Raw genomic sequence first — 14,193 nt, 5'->3', positions numbered from 1 at the left:
CTTACTCGCTTCGCTCCCAGCAAGATGGTTGGCGGAGGTGGGTCGGGGTCGGCCGGGGTCGGGGTGGAAGGTTGTTGCTGGTTCGCTCCGTGCGGGCACGGCGCTACGGCCCCTTACTCGCTTCGCTCCCAAGGGACCTCCGCGCCGTGTCCTCCTGCGCTCACGGGCGCTCCGGCGACCTCGCTGCGGCCCGCCTACGTCGCTTCGCTCGTAGGCGGGCCTCCGCGAGGTGCGCCTCCGCGCCCAGCTCGGTTGCGTCCCGCTGTACGTCGCGAGCCCGAGGCTGCCGTCTCGGTGGGGTCACGTCCCTTCGCTCGTGGCCGGGTGGCTTTCCGCGGAGGCGCGCCTCCGCGCCGCACGGTCACCTACCGCTGAATGTCACCCATCCACGACGAGTCTGATCCCCCGGGCACTTCGCTTCGCTCGTGGCTGGGCCTCCGCGCCAGCGTGGGTGCGTGCCGCTGGAACGTCACCAACCCCACCCAGCTTCGGATTGGTGACGTACAGCGGCAAGCAACCGAGCCGGGCGTGAAAGCGCCCCCCGGAGGCACACCACAAGCGAAGCGAAGTGCCCACGAACGGTGTCGTCTTCGGCTTGGTGACGTCACAGCGGCAAGCAACCGCGCTGGGCGCGGAGGCGTGCCTCCGCGGAGGCCTCCCTACGAGCGAAGCGAAGTGCCCCCCGGCGGCACCAGCCCTGACCCGGGTCCTGCACGGTCCAGCGCAAGGCGACCGAGCTGGGCGCGGAGGCGTGCCTCCGCGGAGGCCCTCCTACGAGCGAAGCGACGTAGGGGGGCCGCAGCGGAGGTCGCCGGAGCGCACGTGAGCGGAGGAGGACGGCGCGCGGAGGTCCCTTCCCGCCGCGAAGCAAGGGAAGGGGCCGTAGCGCGCCGCCCGGACGGAGCGAACCAGAAACTCAGCGAGCGCGGATGGTGACGCGGGTCCAGGCACCCAGGTAGACGCGGTCACCGTCCTGGAGCGGAATCCGGCCGTTCGGCTCCACCGGGTCCGGCTCGTCGTTCAGCCGGGTGCCGTTCGTGGAGCCGGGGTCGAGCAGGGCGTAGCTGCCGTCCGGCTGCCGCTCGAAGATCGCATGTGCCCGCGAGATGCCCGGGTCCTCGGGAGCACCCGACAGGTCGATCTCCGGGTGGATGCCGCGGGACTCGCTGCGCCGCCCGACGAGCAGCCGAGGGCCGCTCAACGGGAACACCCGGCGCGGGTAGAACGACGGGAACGGCACACGGTGGTCGTCGCCGCTGTCGTAGTACTCCCGTTCCGCCTCGACGACGGCCTCCCAGGTCGTCGCCACCGCCCCGCCACCGCCGCCGTTCCAGTTGGCGGCGGAGCCGGTGATGACCGGCTGGCCGTAGTCGGCGTCCTCCCTCGGCGGGCCGGTCTGGCGCCGCCCGGTCGCGCCGGGGGCGCTGCCGGGCACATGGCCGGTGGTGAAGTCCAGGCCGCAGTTCTCGCAGAACCGGGCGCCCGGCTCGTGGAACGCCCGGCAGTTCGGGCACTGCGGGTAGCGGCCGCCGGCGCCAGGCGCGGCCCGGTCGGGGCGCGCGGCGCGCTCACCCCGGTCGTCGACGCCGAGCGGGTCCGCCTCGTAGCCGTAACCACGCTCGCCTGGCACGCCGGCGCTGTCCCGGCCGCCGCGGCCTCCGTACCCGTCCCGGTCCACGACGGCATCGTCCCGGCCGCCGCGCGCATAGCCACCGGCGCCAGTACCAGTACCAGTACCAGTACCAGCGCCGGCGCCGGCGTCACGACCGTACTGGTCGCGGCCGTAGTCATCCCGCTCGCCGACGCGCGGCGCATACCCGCCGGAGCCGCTGTCACGGCCGCGGGCGTACGCGTCGCGATCCCGGCCGTCCGCACCGTCGCGGCCGCGCGCTGGGTAGCCGGCGTCCGGGTCGTCCCGGCCGTCGCGACCACGCGGCGCGTAGCCGCCGGGGTCCCGGCCCTCCAGGCCGTCGCGGCCCTCGACGCGGCCACGCGGCGCGTAGCCGCTGTCCGGGTCGTAGGCGTCCGGGCTGTACGCCGAGCGCGCAGGGCGTTCGTCGTAGCCGCTCGCGGCGCCGGGCCCATATCCACCGCCGTACTGGTCCCCGGCATATGGGTCGGCGCCGCGGGCTGGGCCGCGACCGTCGGGGTCGGTGTCGCGGCGGATGCCGAGGGGGTCGTAACCGCCCGCTCCGCCGCCGCCGTGGCTCGATCCGCCCCCGTAGGAGCCGACTTGCGCGCCACGGTCGTCCGACCGATAGCTGTAGCTGTCCTGACCACTCGTGATGCGGAGACCGCACTGATCGCAGTAGTCGGGATCCTGGGACAGGTGCCCCTCCGGGCAGCGTGCGCTCACCTGATCACCTTCACCCGGACGGTCCTGGCCGGCCGGGCGCCGAGAGAGCCCCCGTCACGCTGGCCGACCTCGCTTCCTCTGACGAACCGTACCCGTTGTTGGATTATGGATCTGCTCCGGCTTTTGTAGGAGCCGCCGGGTTGCGTTGTTGCCTGACTGGTCGCCGTGGCCTCCGGCTGGCTGGCCGACGGCAACGCCTCCAGTGTCGCAGCGGCTTCCGGACGGCCCGCACTGACCCGTCCGTGCTTACTCGCGCGGACGGTCAGGTGACCGCCGGGTAGCGGCGCGCTCAACGGTCCACGCGGACCGCGACCACGGTGATGTTGTCGTGCCCACCCTGGTCGATCGCGAAGTCCACGAGGTGGCGGCCCACCTCGACCGCCTCGGCCTCCGGCGGCAGCTGGTTGATGATCGCCGCCATGACGTCCGGCCGGGATGCGTAGTTCCACAGCCCATCGCTGCAGACCAGTACCGTCGCGGGCGCCTCGATCGGGAACACCGCCGTGTGCGGTGCCACGTCCTCCGCGTCGCCCCCGAGCCACCGGGTAAGGGTATGGGCTCGCCGGTGCGTCTCGGCCTCCGAGGCCGGGATGAGGCCGGCCCTGGCGGCCTCCGCGGCCCAGGTGTCGTCCGCGGTGAGCCGCTCCGACCAGCGCGGGCCCAGCAGATAGACCCGGCTGTCACCCACCCAGCCGACGGTGACCGTGCTCGGTCCGTCGACGGTCGGCGGTGAGATGATCGCGGCGGCGATCGTGCATGAGGGTGCCATCCGACCCTCGGCGGCACTGAGCTCCGCGATCACCTCCTGCGCGGCGTGCACGGCGTGGTGCAGCGCGAGCTCGGCCTCCTCGGGACCGAACCCGCCGACCAGGGCGCTCGGGACGGTGACCGCCTCGTCGCCGTACTCGTCGTCGGACGGCCCAAGGACGTCGAGCATCTCGTCGCCAGGGCTACGCCCGCCACCGCGGCTCACCGGCACGGGGCGCCCCGGGCCGTGCGCACGGATCGCGTCGGCGAGGATCGCGGTCGCGGTCGCGGCGGCGGCCGACGACGCCTGCGCGGAGCCGGGTGTCGTCGACACCCCGTCGCAGACGACGGCGATCAGCGTCCCGTACACCTCGGCGACGCCCATGGCGTCCTCGTTGCTCGTGTGCCGCACACCCCGGTCGCTGACACCGGCGATCGCGCCGAGGTCCTTCTCCCGGTGGTCGGAGTCGCCGCTGGTCACCGGCGGGCCGACCAGCGAGAGCCCGCAGGCCTCGCAGTACCGGTCGTCGTCGTAGATGGCAGCGGCGCAGCGTGGGCAGCGGCCGGTGCGCTCGTCGATCAGGGACCGTCCTCTCTCCGGCATGCCGCGCTCACGCGGGTCATACCCGGACCCGCCTCCATAGCCGGACCCCCTGGCATAGCCGGACTCGCCGACGTCGTAGCCTCCAGCGGCGTCGTGCTCCACGGTCATCCCGTTCTCCGGCGTCCCATGCATCGGCTGTGTCGGCATACCGCGTCGGGGAGTCCCGTCGCGTTGGTCACTCCGGGCCGGGGCGAGGCAGGTGTCGACGGCATGGCTGCCCGACCCCCGCCGCGTCCAGACGGTGTGCGCGCAGCCATTGTCGTGCCTCCCGCCCGCCGCGGTGCTTGCGGCGTCTCCCCGACCGGCTCGGATACCCAGGGCCGGCTAGGGGAGAATCTTCGCAGCATAGGGCCCGATCCGTCGATGCCCGCGATCACGAGGTAAGGCGTCGCGTATGCGATCATCGCCTCGCCTGGCTTCGAGGAGTGATCGTCCCGACCACGCGTAGGTATGGGTGGCCCGGAGGGCGCGCTGACATGCCGCCAATGATTACTGATCGTGGTGGGCATAGGCAATTTCCCTGGTATGGGGTGCGCGTTCGTCCACTCTGGCGACCGTCCGGTCTCGCCACGTCGCGACCAGCCCTGACGAGATCAGCTACCCTGAGGTGCTTGGGCAACCGCAGGTGGCGGCGCCCGGTCAGGGACAGCGGTCCGGGCGAAGCTGATGACGAGGGGTGACCCAGCGATGGCGACGGGACGGCGCGGCGGCGGAGGCGGCGGAGTGGCCCGCGGCGGTCAGGGTGGCCGGGCGGCGAAGGCCGGGTCGCACCGCAAGGGTGCCGCGGCCGGCTCCGGCGGCCTGGGCCGCCGGGCGTTGAGCGGCAAGGGGGCGACCCCACCGGCGGAGATGCGCAAGGGGCACCCGGCGCAGCGCCGTGCCAACGCGGCCGCCAGGGCCGACGACGCCGGCACGCGGACGGGTACGGCCGGTGCCAGGACGGGCCGGGACGGCGCGGCCTCGCGAGGAGCGGCGGGCGGCGCGTCCGCGGCCGGTGCCGCCGCGCGCGGCATGAGCGGGCGGCGAGCTGGTGAGGCCGACGAGTTCGTCGTTGGCCGCAACGCCGTCGTCGAGGCGCTGCGGGCCGCCGTCCCGGCGACGACTCTCTACGTCGCCGGCGGTCTGGATTTCGATGAGCGGCTGGCGGAGGCACGCAAGCTCGCCGGCCGGGCCGGGATGTCCGTCGTCGACGTCGGCCGGGCCGAGCTTGACCGGCTGTGCGGCGTGGCGCCGCACCAGGGCCTCGCGCTGGTCATCCCTCCCTACCGTTACGCGCACCCCGACGACCTGCTGAAGCGGGCGCGGGCCGCGAGCCCCGGATTGCTCGTCGCCCTTGACGGGGTGACCGACCCGCGCAATCTCGGCGCGGTGGCCCGTTCGGCGGCGGCCTTCGGCGCCCAGGGGGTCGTCGTGCCGGAGCGGCGCGCCGCCGGGATGACGGCCGCGGCCTGGAAGACATCGGCCGGCGCGGCGGCTCGGCTGCCGGTCGCGCGCGCCACCAACATGACCAGGACGCTGCGTTCGTTCGCGGACGGTGGGCTGGTGGTCGTGGGGCTCGCCGCCGACGCGGACGTCAGCCTCGACGACCTGGAGGCCGCTACCGACCCGCTCGTCCTCGTCATCGGTTCCGAAGGGCGGGGCCTGTCCCGGCTGGTGGGCGAGACCTGTGACCTGCTGGTCAGGATCCCGATGGCTGGCGAGGTCGAATCGCTGAACGCCGGCGTGGCCGCAGGCGTCGCCCTGGCCGAGATCGCTCGGCGCCGGCGCGTCTCCTCTCCGACCGGCTGACCGGGAGCCACGGCCCTGCCGGCGCGCGCGTCCGGCCCCGTATGTCCGGCGGGTGATCCGACCTTCCGAGATCGGTTCCCGCCGATCCGGCGCTCCGAGGAGCCCGTAGAAGGGCCGGCGTACGTAACGGTGCCACCGGGAAGTCCGGCACGGGACGCGGATGAACCCAACGGGTGCGGCCCCGCGCCCCGGAGGGCACGGGGCCGCGTCGCGGCGCCGTGAGGCCGGCCTGTCAGGCCAATGCCACTCGGCCGCTGCCGTGGTGACGTGATGGGCCGTCGCTCAGCCGGTACGGGTCCAGCAGGGCCGGGCGAACGCCGAAGAGCCGTTCTGGGATGCGGCGTGGTGCGCCGGTGTGACGGAGCGCAGGATGTCCGGGTCGGCCGCCGACTTACAGGGGACGACGACCGAGAGGAACCGGGGCGCGGATACGGCGGCGTCCGCCGGCTGAGCCGCGGCGAGCCCGGCACCGATGCTGGCCGCCAGGACCGGGGCGAGGACAGCCGCCCGGAGGCGGCGTGACGATGGCGAAGCCTGGCGCGGCAGGAGGCGCCTCAGCCAACGCGAACTGACGTGGTTGCGCGCAGTGGACACCAGAGTTTCCCTCCCCACGTCGCCAAGGAATTCGTCCGGCCCAGCCGCGGGTTGAGGCTTACTGACCCGCTCGTGACTGTTTCGTGACCGCCGGACGGCCACCCGTCGCCGGCCATCGGCCGCCGACCGGCGCTCGGCCCTGTGGGCCGCTCGGCGTCGCGCTGCCGGTATATGCCGGTCCGCGAGCCGTTTCGGCGCTTAGCCGCGCCGTCATTCCTCGGGCCTGCCGCATGTTCGTTCAACCGGACGGGGCAGGCACGCGACGTGCCGCCCGGTAGGTGCCCAACCCATCGCCGGGCACGGCAAACACCATGCCCCGGGGCCGGGCCGCACGTAAAATCTGAAACCGCGGGTGACGCAAATCACGTCCCACTCGGGGCATGTACGCGATCGATGGGCGGCTTAGGCGCGCCTGTGGATGATACGGACAGTGGCGGCACGCCTTTCCTTCGCGGCGACGGGCACGGCGCGTGGCCGGGCCGGTGTTGCATTGGCCATTGGGTGGCCGAATGGCCGCGCATAGTCGTCGGCGTGACAAACGCCATTCCTGGATGGCTCGAAAACATCAATGCAGTAGAAATCGGCAATTATCAGGCGAGTGCGGGAGCGGTCGTGAAGCGGCCGGTCGGTCACCTGGCGGGACGTTCGGTCCCGGCCCGGCCCGGCTCCGGCCGAATGCCGAAGCCCGGATCACTGACGCATCGCGTTACCGAGCCGCCCGGGCTGGACTGGGCCGGGCGGCCGCTCGTCACAATTCGGGCGCCCCGGGCTCGACGACGCGGATGCGCACGGCGCGGAACTGGGCGGCCGACTCGTCGAGAACTCGACGGCGTGGATCCGGGACGGTCAGGAACGGCGGCACGACCAGCCCACGCAGCGGCATGAGCCGCGGATCGTCGAGAACCTGTGCCGCCGCGCGCCGCTCACCACCGAGGACGACGGCGTTCAGCTCGGCGGCCACGGGCAGCAGGACGGCTACCGCCACGTCGGCCGCGGCGGCGAGGGCCACCCTGACCTGGCCGTCGCGGCGCCGGGCGAACCGCTGCTGCGACCAGCCGCCGGCCGCGCTGCGCCCGTGCACCTGCCGTGTCCCCACCTTCGACGCGATCAGGCGGGGCCCGTCGAACACCCCCGCCGCATGGCCGCCCAGCCGGACCAGCAGCACGCCGACCCGCCGGTCGGCCAGCGCATGCGCGGCGAGCTGGTGCCCGGGGGAGCCATCCGCTGTGGCTGTGGCTGTGGCGGTCTCGGTGGTGGGGGCTGTCTCGGTGGCGGTGGGCGCGGACGGCAACGGTGGAAAGGGCACCTGGCAGTCGGCCACGGCGCCGTCGGCCGCCGTCACGGTGACGGCCCGCGGCGACACCGTCCAGGCGACGGGCCCATGCCGCTCGACGAACCGGTCGAACCAGCCGGCCAGCCGCTCGGGGGCGACGTTCACCCATCGGCCTCCACCAGCGGCCGGAAGCCCAGGTCCCATCGTCTCATCCTGACCTACGTCCGCTGGTCGACGGATCACCACCCCGCGTCGCGGGCGGCGCCAGCCGTGGGGCTGACCCGTGGGCTGTCCGAGCACGACCCAGCCTGGTTGCCGCGACATTGCGACATTGCGCAGGGTTACGCCGCGACGCCGCGACGCCGCGACGCCGCAACATTGCGACGTTGCGACGCCGCAACGTTGCGACGTCGTGCCGCGACAGCGGCCGAGGCAACGGCGGTCTCGTCGCGGCCCGCCTCGACATGGGCGTCGGTGATGTCAGGGAAGGCGCCGTGGAACTTGATCTCAATCCGATGGCGACGGGGCGCGCCGCCTCCGCTGAGACCAGTGCCACGGCTGCCGCCGGGCGGTCCGACAGCGGGTCTACCGGGCCTGAGGCTGGCTGGCCTGAGGCATGGACGCCGTGACGGTGCGTCCAGGCGGCCGATCCATCAACGTGACGGGTTCACCACCTACAGTGGCGAATTGTCTCCGTCTTGTGGCACTCGGGAACCTCTAACGTATTGTCCCGTGCGGTATCGCCACCAGATCACAGGGCGTCGGGCGTCGCGGGAGCCGTCCCTCTGGTCGCACACCTGGCCCGGCGCCGTGGTGCGGCGGCCCGCCGCGCAACGTCGCCCTAGGCGGGGGACACATGGGCAACGGGTACGACCAGCCATCGTGGCGCGACGGCGCGCGAGACTCCGCCGCGGGTGACAACGCGGGTGGCTTCTCCGCGAGGGCCGCGCGCTCCGGGTCTGGCGTGGGAACCCGGTGGGGGCCCGGCGGCGTGGACCTGGACGGTGAGGTCTGGGAAGCGGAGCTCGTCGATGAGCCGTGGGACCCCGCCTACGCATACACGGCCGACGACGTGGAGATCGTGGATCCGGACGCCCTCGAGGCGATCGTCGGCCGCGGGTCGGCCGGCGCCACCGCGGAGCCCACTGCTGCGGCCAGCCTCCCAGGTCTGGGAACCGGCCTGGGGGGTCCGACCGGGTCGACCGGTCTGATGGGTGTGAAGACCCCGCCGACGGCGGCGGGTTCGGTGGAACCAGGCCGATCCGCCGGGCTGGCTGACCCGCTGGGCAGCGCGTTGGCGGGCGCGGATCCCGCGAGTGGTCCGTCGCCCGTCCCCTCCGGATCGGCGGCGGCCGGCCGGGTGGTGTCGGCGGGGGCGCGGAGGCGGCGGTCGGGCGGCCGCCAAATGGCGTGGGGCTGGGTCGACAGGCTGTTTCGCCGGCGGATGGGGCCGCTCCCGCTCGTGGTGGTGGCCGGCGCCGTGGTGCTCGCCCTGCTGATCGGCGGGCTCTCCATCGTGGCCGCCGGCCGTGACGCCGACACCGATGGTGGCGGCGGGCGCGGGCCGGGGGCTGGACCGGGCGGGGTCGCGGCACCCGGCGTCGCTGGCTCGGCCGACGACGGAGGTGCTTCCGACCCGGGCGACCTCGACGGCGCAGCCATGGCCGACGGATCGGTACCCGGCGCGGGTGCGGGACCGGCCGACGGCGGTGGCGGGGCCGGAGGAGCGGCCGCCGCGCCCGGTGGCACCGCGGGGCCGTCCGCTGCGACCGCCGAGGAGCAGGCAGCCCTGGTCCCCGCGCCGGCATCCGGTCAGCCCGTCGCGGTCGCCGGGCCCGGGTCTGACGATGGTTCGGACGGTACGAGCGGCTCGGGCGGTGGCACCCAGCCATCCGCCGGGCCGAGCGCCGCGCCGGCACCGTCCGCGTCGCCGACCTGCTACCGCGCCAACTTCTTCACGGCTGTCGTGCTCGGCTTCTCGGACGTGCCGACCTGCTGACGCGCGCCGCTGAAGGCACGGCAGCTCGGCGGTGCGGCGGGTAGTACCGCGTACGGCGGTAGTACCGCGGTACAGCGGACAGATCAGGATGTTGGGATCTGGGCGGCCAGCTCGCGCAGATGGCGGTGCAGGCCGTCGTAGGCGGTGGCCGGCGGGAGGTATGTCTTCGCGACCTTGGCCAGGGCGCTGTAGTTCACGTCGACGACGTTGGCCAGCGGAGCCTCGCTGAGCTGGCTGAGTAGCTGGTAGCTGTCGAGCGTCTCCAGTCGGTACAGCTCGGACAGCCAGTTGACCATCTCCACCTGGCTGATCCGCCAGGCGTCCTCCAACGGCCGGCTCGATCCGACCGTGATCAGATGGGTGTCGCTCTCCAGCCGTGGCCACAGCGGGGCCCGTCCCTTGACCAGCTCGACGATCAATGTCACGTCCATCGCGCCCTCGACGGCTGTCCCGCAGGCTTCGCCCTCGCCCTGCCGATAATGGCCGTCACCGATGGAGAACAGCGCGCCTTCGACGTTGACTCCGAGGTAGCAGGTCACCCCGGCCCGCATCTCCGGAGTGTCCATGTTCCCGCCGAACCGGTCGGGGACCAGCGCCGATCGGGCCTCGAAGGCGGCGGGCGCGACGCCGACCGTGCCGAGCATGGGCGACATCGGCAGGTCGAGCTGGAATTCACTTGTCAGGGCGCTGAAGGTGACGGTGCCGCGCGAGCGGTCGACCTCGTAGATCCAGGTCCGCTCGGGCAGCGGCGGCTGAAGGGTCGCCGTCCGGTCCGTACCGGTCAGGCCACCGAAGAACGGGATCGTCGTCGACGCGCCCCAACCGCGCGCCGGAGTGAGATCGACGAGGTGCAGAACCAGCGTGTCGCCAGGTTCGGCGCCTTCGACGTAGAACGGACCGGTCTGCGGGTTGACGAACGGCATCATCAGCGCGCTGCTCGGCAGGTCGGACGTCGTCCGCAGCCGTCCGCAGAACGCGTCCTCCGTCCACAGCCGCAGGACGGTACCCGGCCGCACCCGCCGGATCGGTGACACGCCACCGAACGTCCACGCGAACTGCTCGGGTTCCGGCCGGAACTCGACAACCTCCACCCGCGCCGCCTCCTCGTTCCCTGGCGCCGTTTCGGGACGCCGTCCACGATGTGCCGTTCCCGCGAGGTCGCTCCCACGACGCACCTTCGCGCCGCGTCGGCCGCGGTCGGACCCTCCGATGCCGTGACCCACCTACACCTGCTCAGGTACGTCGGCTGCTCAGGTGCGTCGGCGCGAATCTACGACCGTCCCGTTACGCCGTCGCTATTGGCCGGCGAAGGTCACAGGAGGCACCCGGCGGCTCTCGGGCAGGGGGCGCCGGCGCACTGCGGGCCGGCGTGCGGCCGAGAAGTCGGCTCTCCGGGCGCCCATGCCGGCCCGTGAACATTTCCGGCGGGCATGCGCCTGTGCGCGGCGGCCGGCCGTCAACCGGCACCGGCGTGAGGACGAGCCGAAATTGACTGGCCGGGGGAGTGGTTTCTCCGCGTTGTGCGGGCTGAATATGTCGCCCGCCTGACAGGTACCCGGACGAAGTCTTCGGACGATGTTCCCGAGCGCATCTGACCAGGGGTTTTCCCGGTCCAGCCGTGGCGGCCGTAGGGGCCTGCTCCCACATAATCCCGAGCCGCCCGGGAACGCGTTCCCTTCCACCGGGAACGTGGCGGCCGCCAATATCGAGACGTCGCCGGCCGGATACATCGGTCGTGAACCGGGGGTACTGGCCTCCTTCCGCGTCGCGGCACTGAAAAGCGTCGCGTATCTGACAGGAGAAGTAATCATGAACCGAATTCTTGCTCCGCTGTCCCGGCGGGCCGGCACGGCGCTGGCCGTGAGCGCCCTGGCCCTGGGCCTGGCCACGGCGGCGTGCACGGCGGAATCGACGAGCACCGACGCGGCGGCGGCGGCAGCCAACTCGACCGCCCCGGCCTCCGCCGCCACGTCGGCGGACGTGACCGCTGCGACGACGCCGAAGCCGGCCGACCAGTCTGTCCCCACCGCATCGGCAGGGGGAGCGGCGTTCGCCGGGGGTGGCGCGAAGACGAGCTGCCCCACCAACTCCCCCGGCTCCGCATATGCCGGCGTCTGGGTGGCAAACGACTCGAAGGCCTTTCTCGCCAGCGTCACCCTCTCCTTCACCGACTGCAACAAGCTCAACACTGGGCGGATCCGCATCGTTTCCCACGGCTGGATGGGCCTGTCCAGCAACTACGCCGACTGGGGCACCGCGAAGAACGTGAGCTGGGGCTACATGGGTATCTCGGTCACCGCGACCTACTACTTCGACGGCCTCACGGAGAAGGTCCGCATCCTCCCGGGGAGGAACGGCGGCCCGATCACGACCGACGGCCACGAGACCTACGCCAACGGCGGCGGTCGTGACCTGCCCACCCAGCGCTACCACCGCTACTGATCGTCCCGGTACTCGGCTTGGCGCGCCGGCCCTCGGGGGGGCTGGCGCGCCAAGCCGTATCGCGGGCCGTACTGACTGCCGGTCTCGGTGCCGGTCCGGTCCCGGTCTCAGTCTCAGGACCGGACCGGCGGGGTCCGGGGCGGGAGGGGTGGCGGCGCGGATCGCGGTCACACGGTTCCACCAGCTTGGCCTCAGGCGCATATCCCAGGCACACTGCCTGGGATTTCTGTCGTATTCGGGAGGGATGCTGGAAGCATGGCGCGTTCTGATTCCGCTCCTGCTTCGGCTGCCGCCCAGGCCGGGTCCGCGGATGTCGCGCCGGTGGTGGCGGTGCGGCGGCTTACGTCGCAGCTGCTAGCCGATCCGCTGCTGGCCGGGCCGAGCGCCGACGCGCGGGTCTCGGCCGTCGTCGGGGCGGTCGGGCGGGTGCTCGCGGTGCAGGCGCAGGACCTACGCGGCCTGCGGCTCGCGGTGCGTTCGCGTACCACTGGCCTGACGGTCGCGGACGTCGACCGGGCCTTCGCCGAGCGGAAGATAGTGGTGACCTGGCTGAACCGGGGAACACTGCACCTAGTCCGCGCCGAGGACTACCAGTGGTTGCACGCGCTCACCGCGCCTCGGCAACACGCCTTCGTCCGCCGACGGCTCGCCGAGGAGGGCGTCTCGCCAACCGAGGCTGATCGCGCGGTCAGTCTTGTCGAGCGCGCGCTGGCCGACGAAGGCCCACTGACCCGTGGGCGGCTGCGTGACCTGCTCGGCGCGGCCGGAGTGCCGGTCGCGGGGCAGGCACTCATCATGATCCTTGTCCATGCGAGTCTGCGGGGCATGGTGGTCCGTGGCCCGATGGCAGGCACGGAGCAGGCCTACGCACTGGCTAGCGACTGGCTCGGCGAACTGGCGGCTCCGCCAGCGCCTTCCTCGCCGTCCGCGCCTGACCCGGGGCCCGCGTCTGACCCGGGGCCCGCGCTTGACCCGGGGCCCGGGTCTGACCCGGGCGTCGATCGCGACGCGGCCCTCTCGGAGCTGACAGTGCGCTACCTCGCCGGCCACGGCCCCGCCGATGACAGGGACCTGGCCACCTGGTCGGGCCTGCCGCTGCGCGATATCCGGCGCGGCTTCGCCCTGGCGGCCGAGGCGGGCAGGATCGAGACGTCGGACGACGGGCGCGCGATCACGCGAAACCATCCGGCCGGTTTCGGCGCCGACGAGCCGGACGACCCGGATGCACGCGGCACCGCGGACCGAGCTGGTCGCGGCGCCACCGGCGGCGGTGGCGGAGGCAGCCCGGACGAGATGGGCCTGGAAACACTGCGGTCCCGGCTGCTCGGCCCTTTCGACCCGGTCCTCCACGGCTGGGCCTCCCGGGACTGGGTAACGGGCCCCTACCGCGGCATCGTGACCGTCAACGGGATATTCCGCCCGATCGCCCTGGTCGCCGGCCGCGCCGCCGCCACCTGGACGATGCCGGCCGGCAAGGTCGCCTTGTCCCCCTTCGCCCCCCTCACCCCGGACATCGAGTCCGCCCTACACGCCGAGGCGACCGACATCCAACGCTTCTTCGTCGGCGCGGCTGACTCGCCCGCTGACGTCCCCGACAGCGCCGGCTGAAGACTGTGCGTCGACCAGCTGCCGTCCCTCGGCTCGGCGCCGGCTAGGCCCAGACTCGACCTGAGCTGAGGGACGGGCCGCGGAAACTCGAGCGAGCCACTCGGGCCGAGCGCACCGGGCGGAGCCAGCCGCCCCTGCGCGGTGTCAGCCAGCGGCCTCCCGCCACTCGTCATGGCCTGCCGCCGCTCCCGGCCAGACGACCGGGCACGGCCGGTCGGGTATCGTAGAGATCCACGCCGGCGTGGCGCAATTGGTAGCGCACCCGACTTGTAATCGGGCGGTTAGGGGTTCGAGTCCCCTCGTCGGCTCGATCAACATCCCGCTGACCTGCGGAGTTGCGATTTTGATCTAGCCTTCAGGTATCGATGATCGTCGATGTGAGCTCATTGTGTGCTCATTTCGCACGACCGTGCCAAACCGCATGATCGTTTACGGTCGGACGGTGCTAGTTTCCGTGACGCTCCGTCACACGGGGCGTTTACAGACGGTAGTTGGTGCTTGCGTGCCAGACGAAAACGTGAGCGAATCGGATAGACGCTGATCGACGTCATCTCCTCACGAGATCAGGTCTCCGGACACGCCGGGGCGGTTCAGACTGTCGTGGCGCTGCCCGCCTAGTGCCTCGTGATTCCGCTTCCTTTATTTATCATTGTTGTCGACCAATTTCTTGATGTTGGTCTGGACCATTTTGACCTTGGCGAGGATCTCGTCGGCGGTCGCGGTCCAGACGAACGGCTCCGCGTCGGCGTTCCAGTAGGCGATGTAGTCCTGGATCTGCTTGA

Annotated in this window: 9 protein-coding genes and 1 tRNA gene; 5 read left to right on the top strand and 5 right to left on the bottom strand. The window is 72.4% G+C overall.

Annotation, left to right across the window (positions count from 1 at the left end; genetic code table 11):
• Nucleotides 1-916 precede the first annotated feature (916 nt).
• Both BCD48_RS32030 and BCD48_RS32025 read right to left on the bottom strand, forming a co-directional pair.
• Nucleotides 917-2,356 carry an FHA domain-containing protein gene (locus BCD48_RS32030; protein ID WP_071052132.1) on the bottom strand — a complete coding sequence of 480 codons (1,440 nt, stop codon included), beginning with the start codon at nt 2,354-2,356 and terminating at the stop codon, nt 917-919.
• Between the two features lie 289 nt (nt 2,357-2,645).
• Nucleotides 2,646-3,815, bottom strand: coding sequence for a protein phosphatase 2C domain-containing protein (locus BCD48_RS32025; protein ID WP_083419513.1), 1,170 nt, complete (start codon nt 3,813-3,815; stop codon nt 2,646-2,648).
• 579 nt (nt 3,816-4,394) lie between these two features.
• Here BCD48_RS32025 and rlmB point away from each other — a divergent pair.
• Nucleotides 4,395-5,495, top strand: a complete 1,101-nt coding sequence (gene rlmB, locus BCD48_RS32020; protein WP_071052131.1) for a 23S rRNA (guanosine(2251)-2'-O)-methyltransferase RlmB — start codon at nt 4,395-4,397, stop codon at nt 5,493-5,495.
• Between the two features lie 282 nt (nt 5,496-5,777).
• Here rlmB and BCD48_RS32015 read toward each other — a convergent pair whose 3' ends face one another.
• Together BCD48_RS32015 and BCD48_RS32010 are read right to left on the bottom strand one after the other, a co-directional pair.
• Nucleotides 5,778-6,089: a hypothetical protein gene (locus tag BCD48_RS32015; protein WP_071052130.1), complete on the bottom strand. Its 312-nt coding sequence runs from the start codon at nt 6,087-6,089 to the stop codon at nt 5,778-5,780.
• Between the two features lie 748 nt (nt 6,090-6,837).
• Nucleotides 6,838-7,527: an acVLRF1 family peptidyl-tRNA hydrolase gene (locus tag BCD48_RS32010; protein ID WP_083419512.1), complete on the bottom strand. Its 690-nt coding sequence runs from the start codon at nt 7,525-7,527 to the stop codon at nt 6,838-6,840.
• 691 nt (nt 7,528-8,218) lie between these two features.
• Here BCD48_RS32010 and BCD48_RS49915 point away from each other — a divergent pair.
• The gene (locus BCD48_RS49915) at nt 8,219-9,361 is read left to right on the top strand and encodes a hypothetical protein (protein WP_071052128.1); all 1,143 of its coding nucleotides are present in this window, start codon (nt 8,219-8,221) and stop codon (nt 9,359-9,361) included.
• Nucleotides 9,362-9,444: 83 nt separating this feature from the next.
• On the opposite strand, the gene BCD48_RS32000 is transcribed toward BCD48_RS49915, so the two are convergent.
• Nucleotides 9,445-10,452 (bottom strand): acetamidase/formamidase family protein, encoded by a 1,008-nt coding sequence (locus tag BCD48_RS32000; protein WP_071052127.1) that lies wholly within the window; start codon nt 10,450-10,452, stop codon nt 9,445-9,447.
• 718 nt (nt 10,453-11,170) lie between these two features.
• Here BCD48_RS32000 and BCD48_RS31995 point away from each other — a divergent pair.
• The 3 genes from BCD48_RS31995 (at nt 11,171) to BCD48_RS31985 (ending at nt 13,719) form a co-directional block, all read left to right on the top strand.
• Nucleotides 11,171-11,803 carry a hypothetical protein gene (locus BCD48_RS31995; RefSeq protein WP_071052126.1) on the top strand — a complete coding sequence of 211 codons (633 nt, stop codon included), beginning with the start codon at nt 11,171-11,173 and terminating at the stop codon, nt 11,801-11,803.
• A gap of 255 nt (nt 11,804-12,058) precedes the next feature.
• Entirely contained in the window at nt 12,059-13,411 is a 1,353-nt protein-coding gene (locus tag BCD48_RS31990) for a winged helix DNA-binding domain-containing protein (protein WP_083419510.1), read from the top strand.
• A gap of 235 nt (nt 13,412-13,646) precedes the next feature.
• Nucleotides 13,647-13,719 (top strand) — tRNA-Thr (locus BCD48_RS31985).
• The last annotated feature ends 474 nt before the right edge of the window (nt 13,720-14,193 follow it).

This window comes from Pseudofrankia coriaricola (assembly GCF_001854805.1).
GTDB lineage: Bacteria > Actinomycetota > Actinomycetes > Frankiales > Frankiaceae > Pseudofrankia.
Note: the sequence above shows the minus strand (reverse complement) of the source record. Positions and strands in the feature narration are given on the sequence as shown.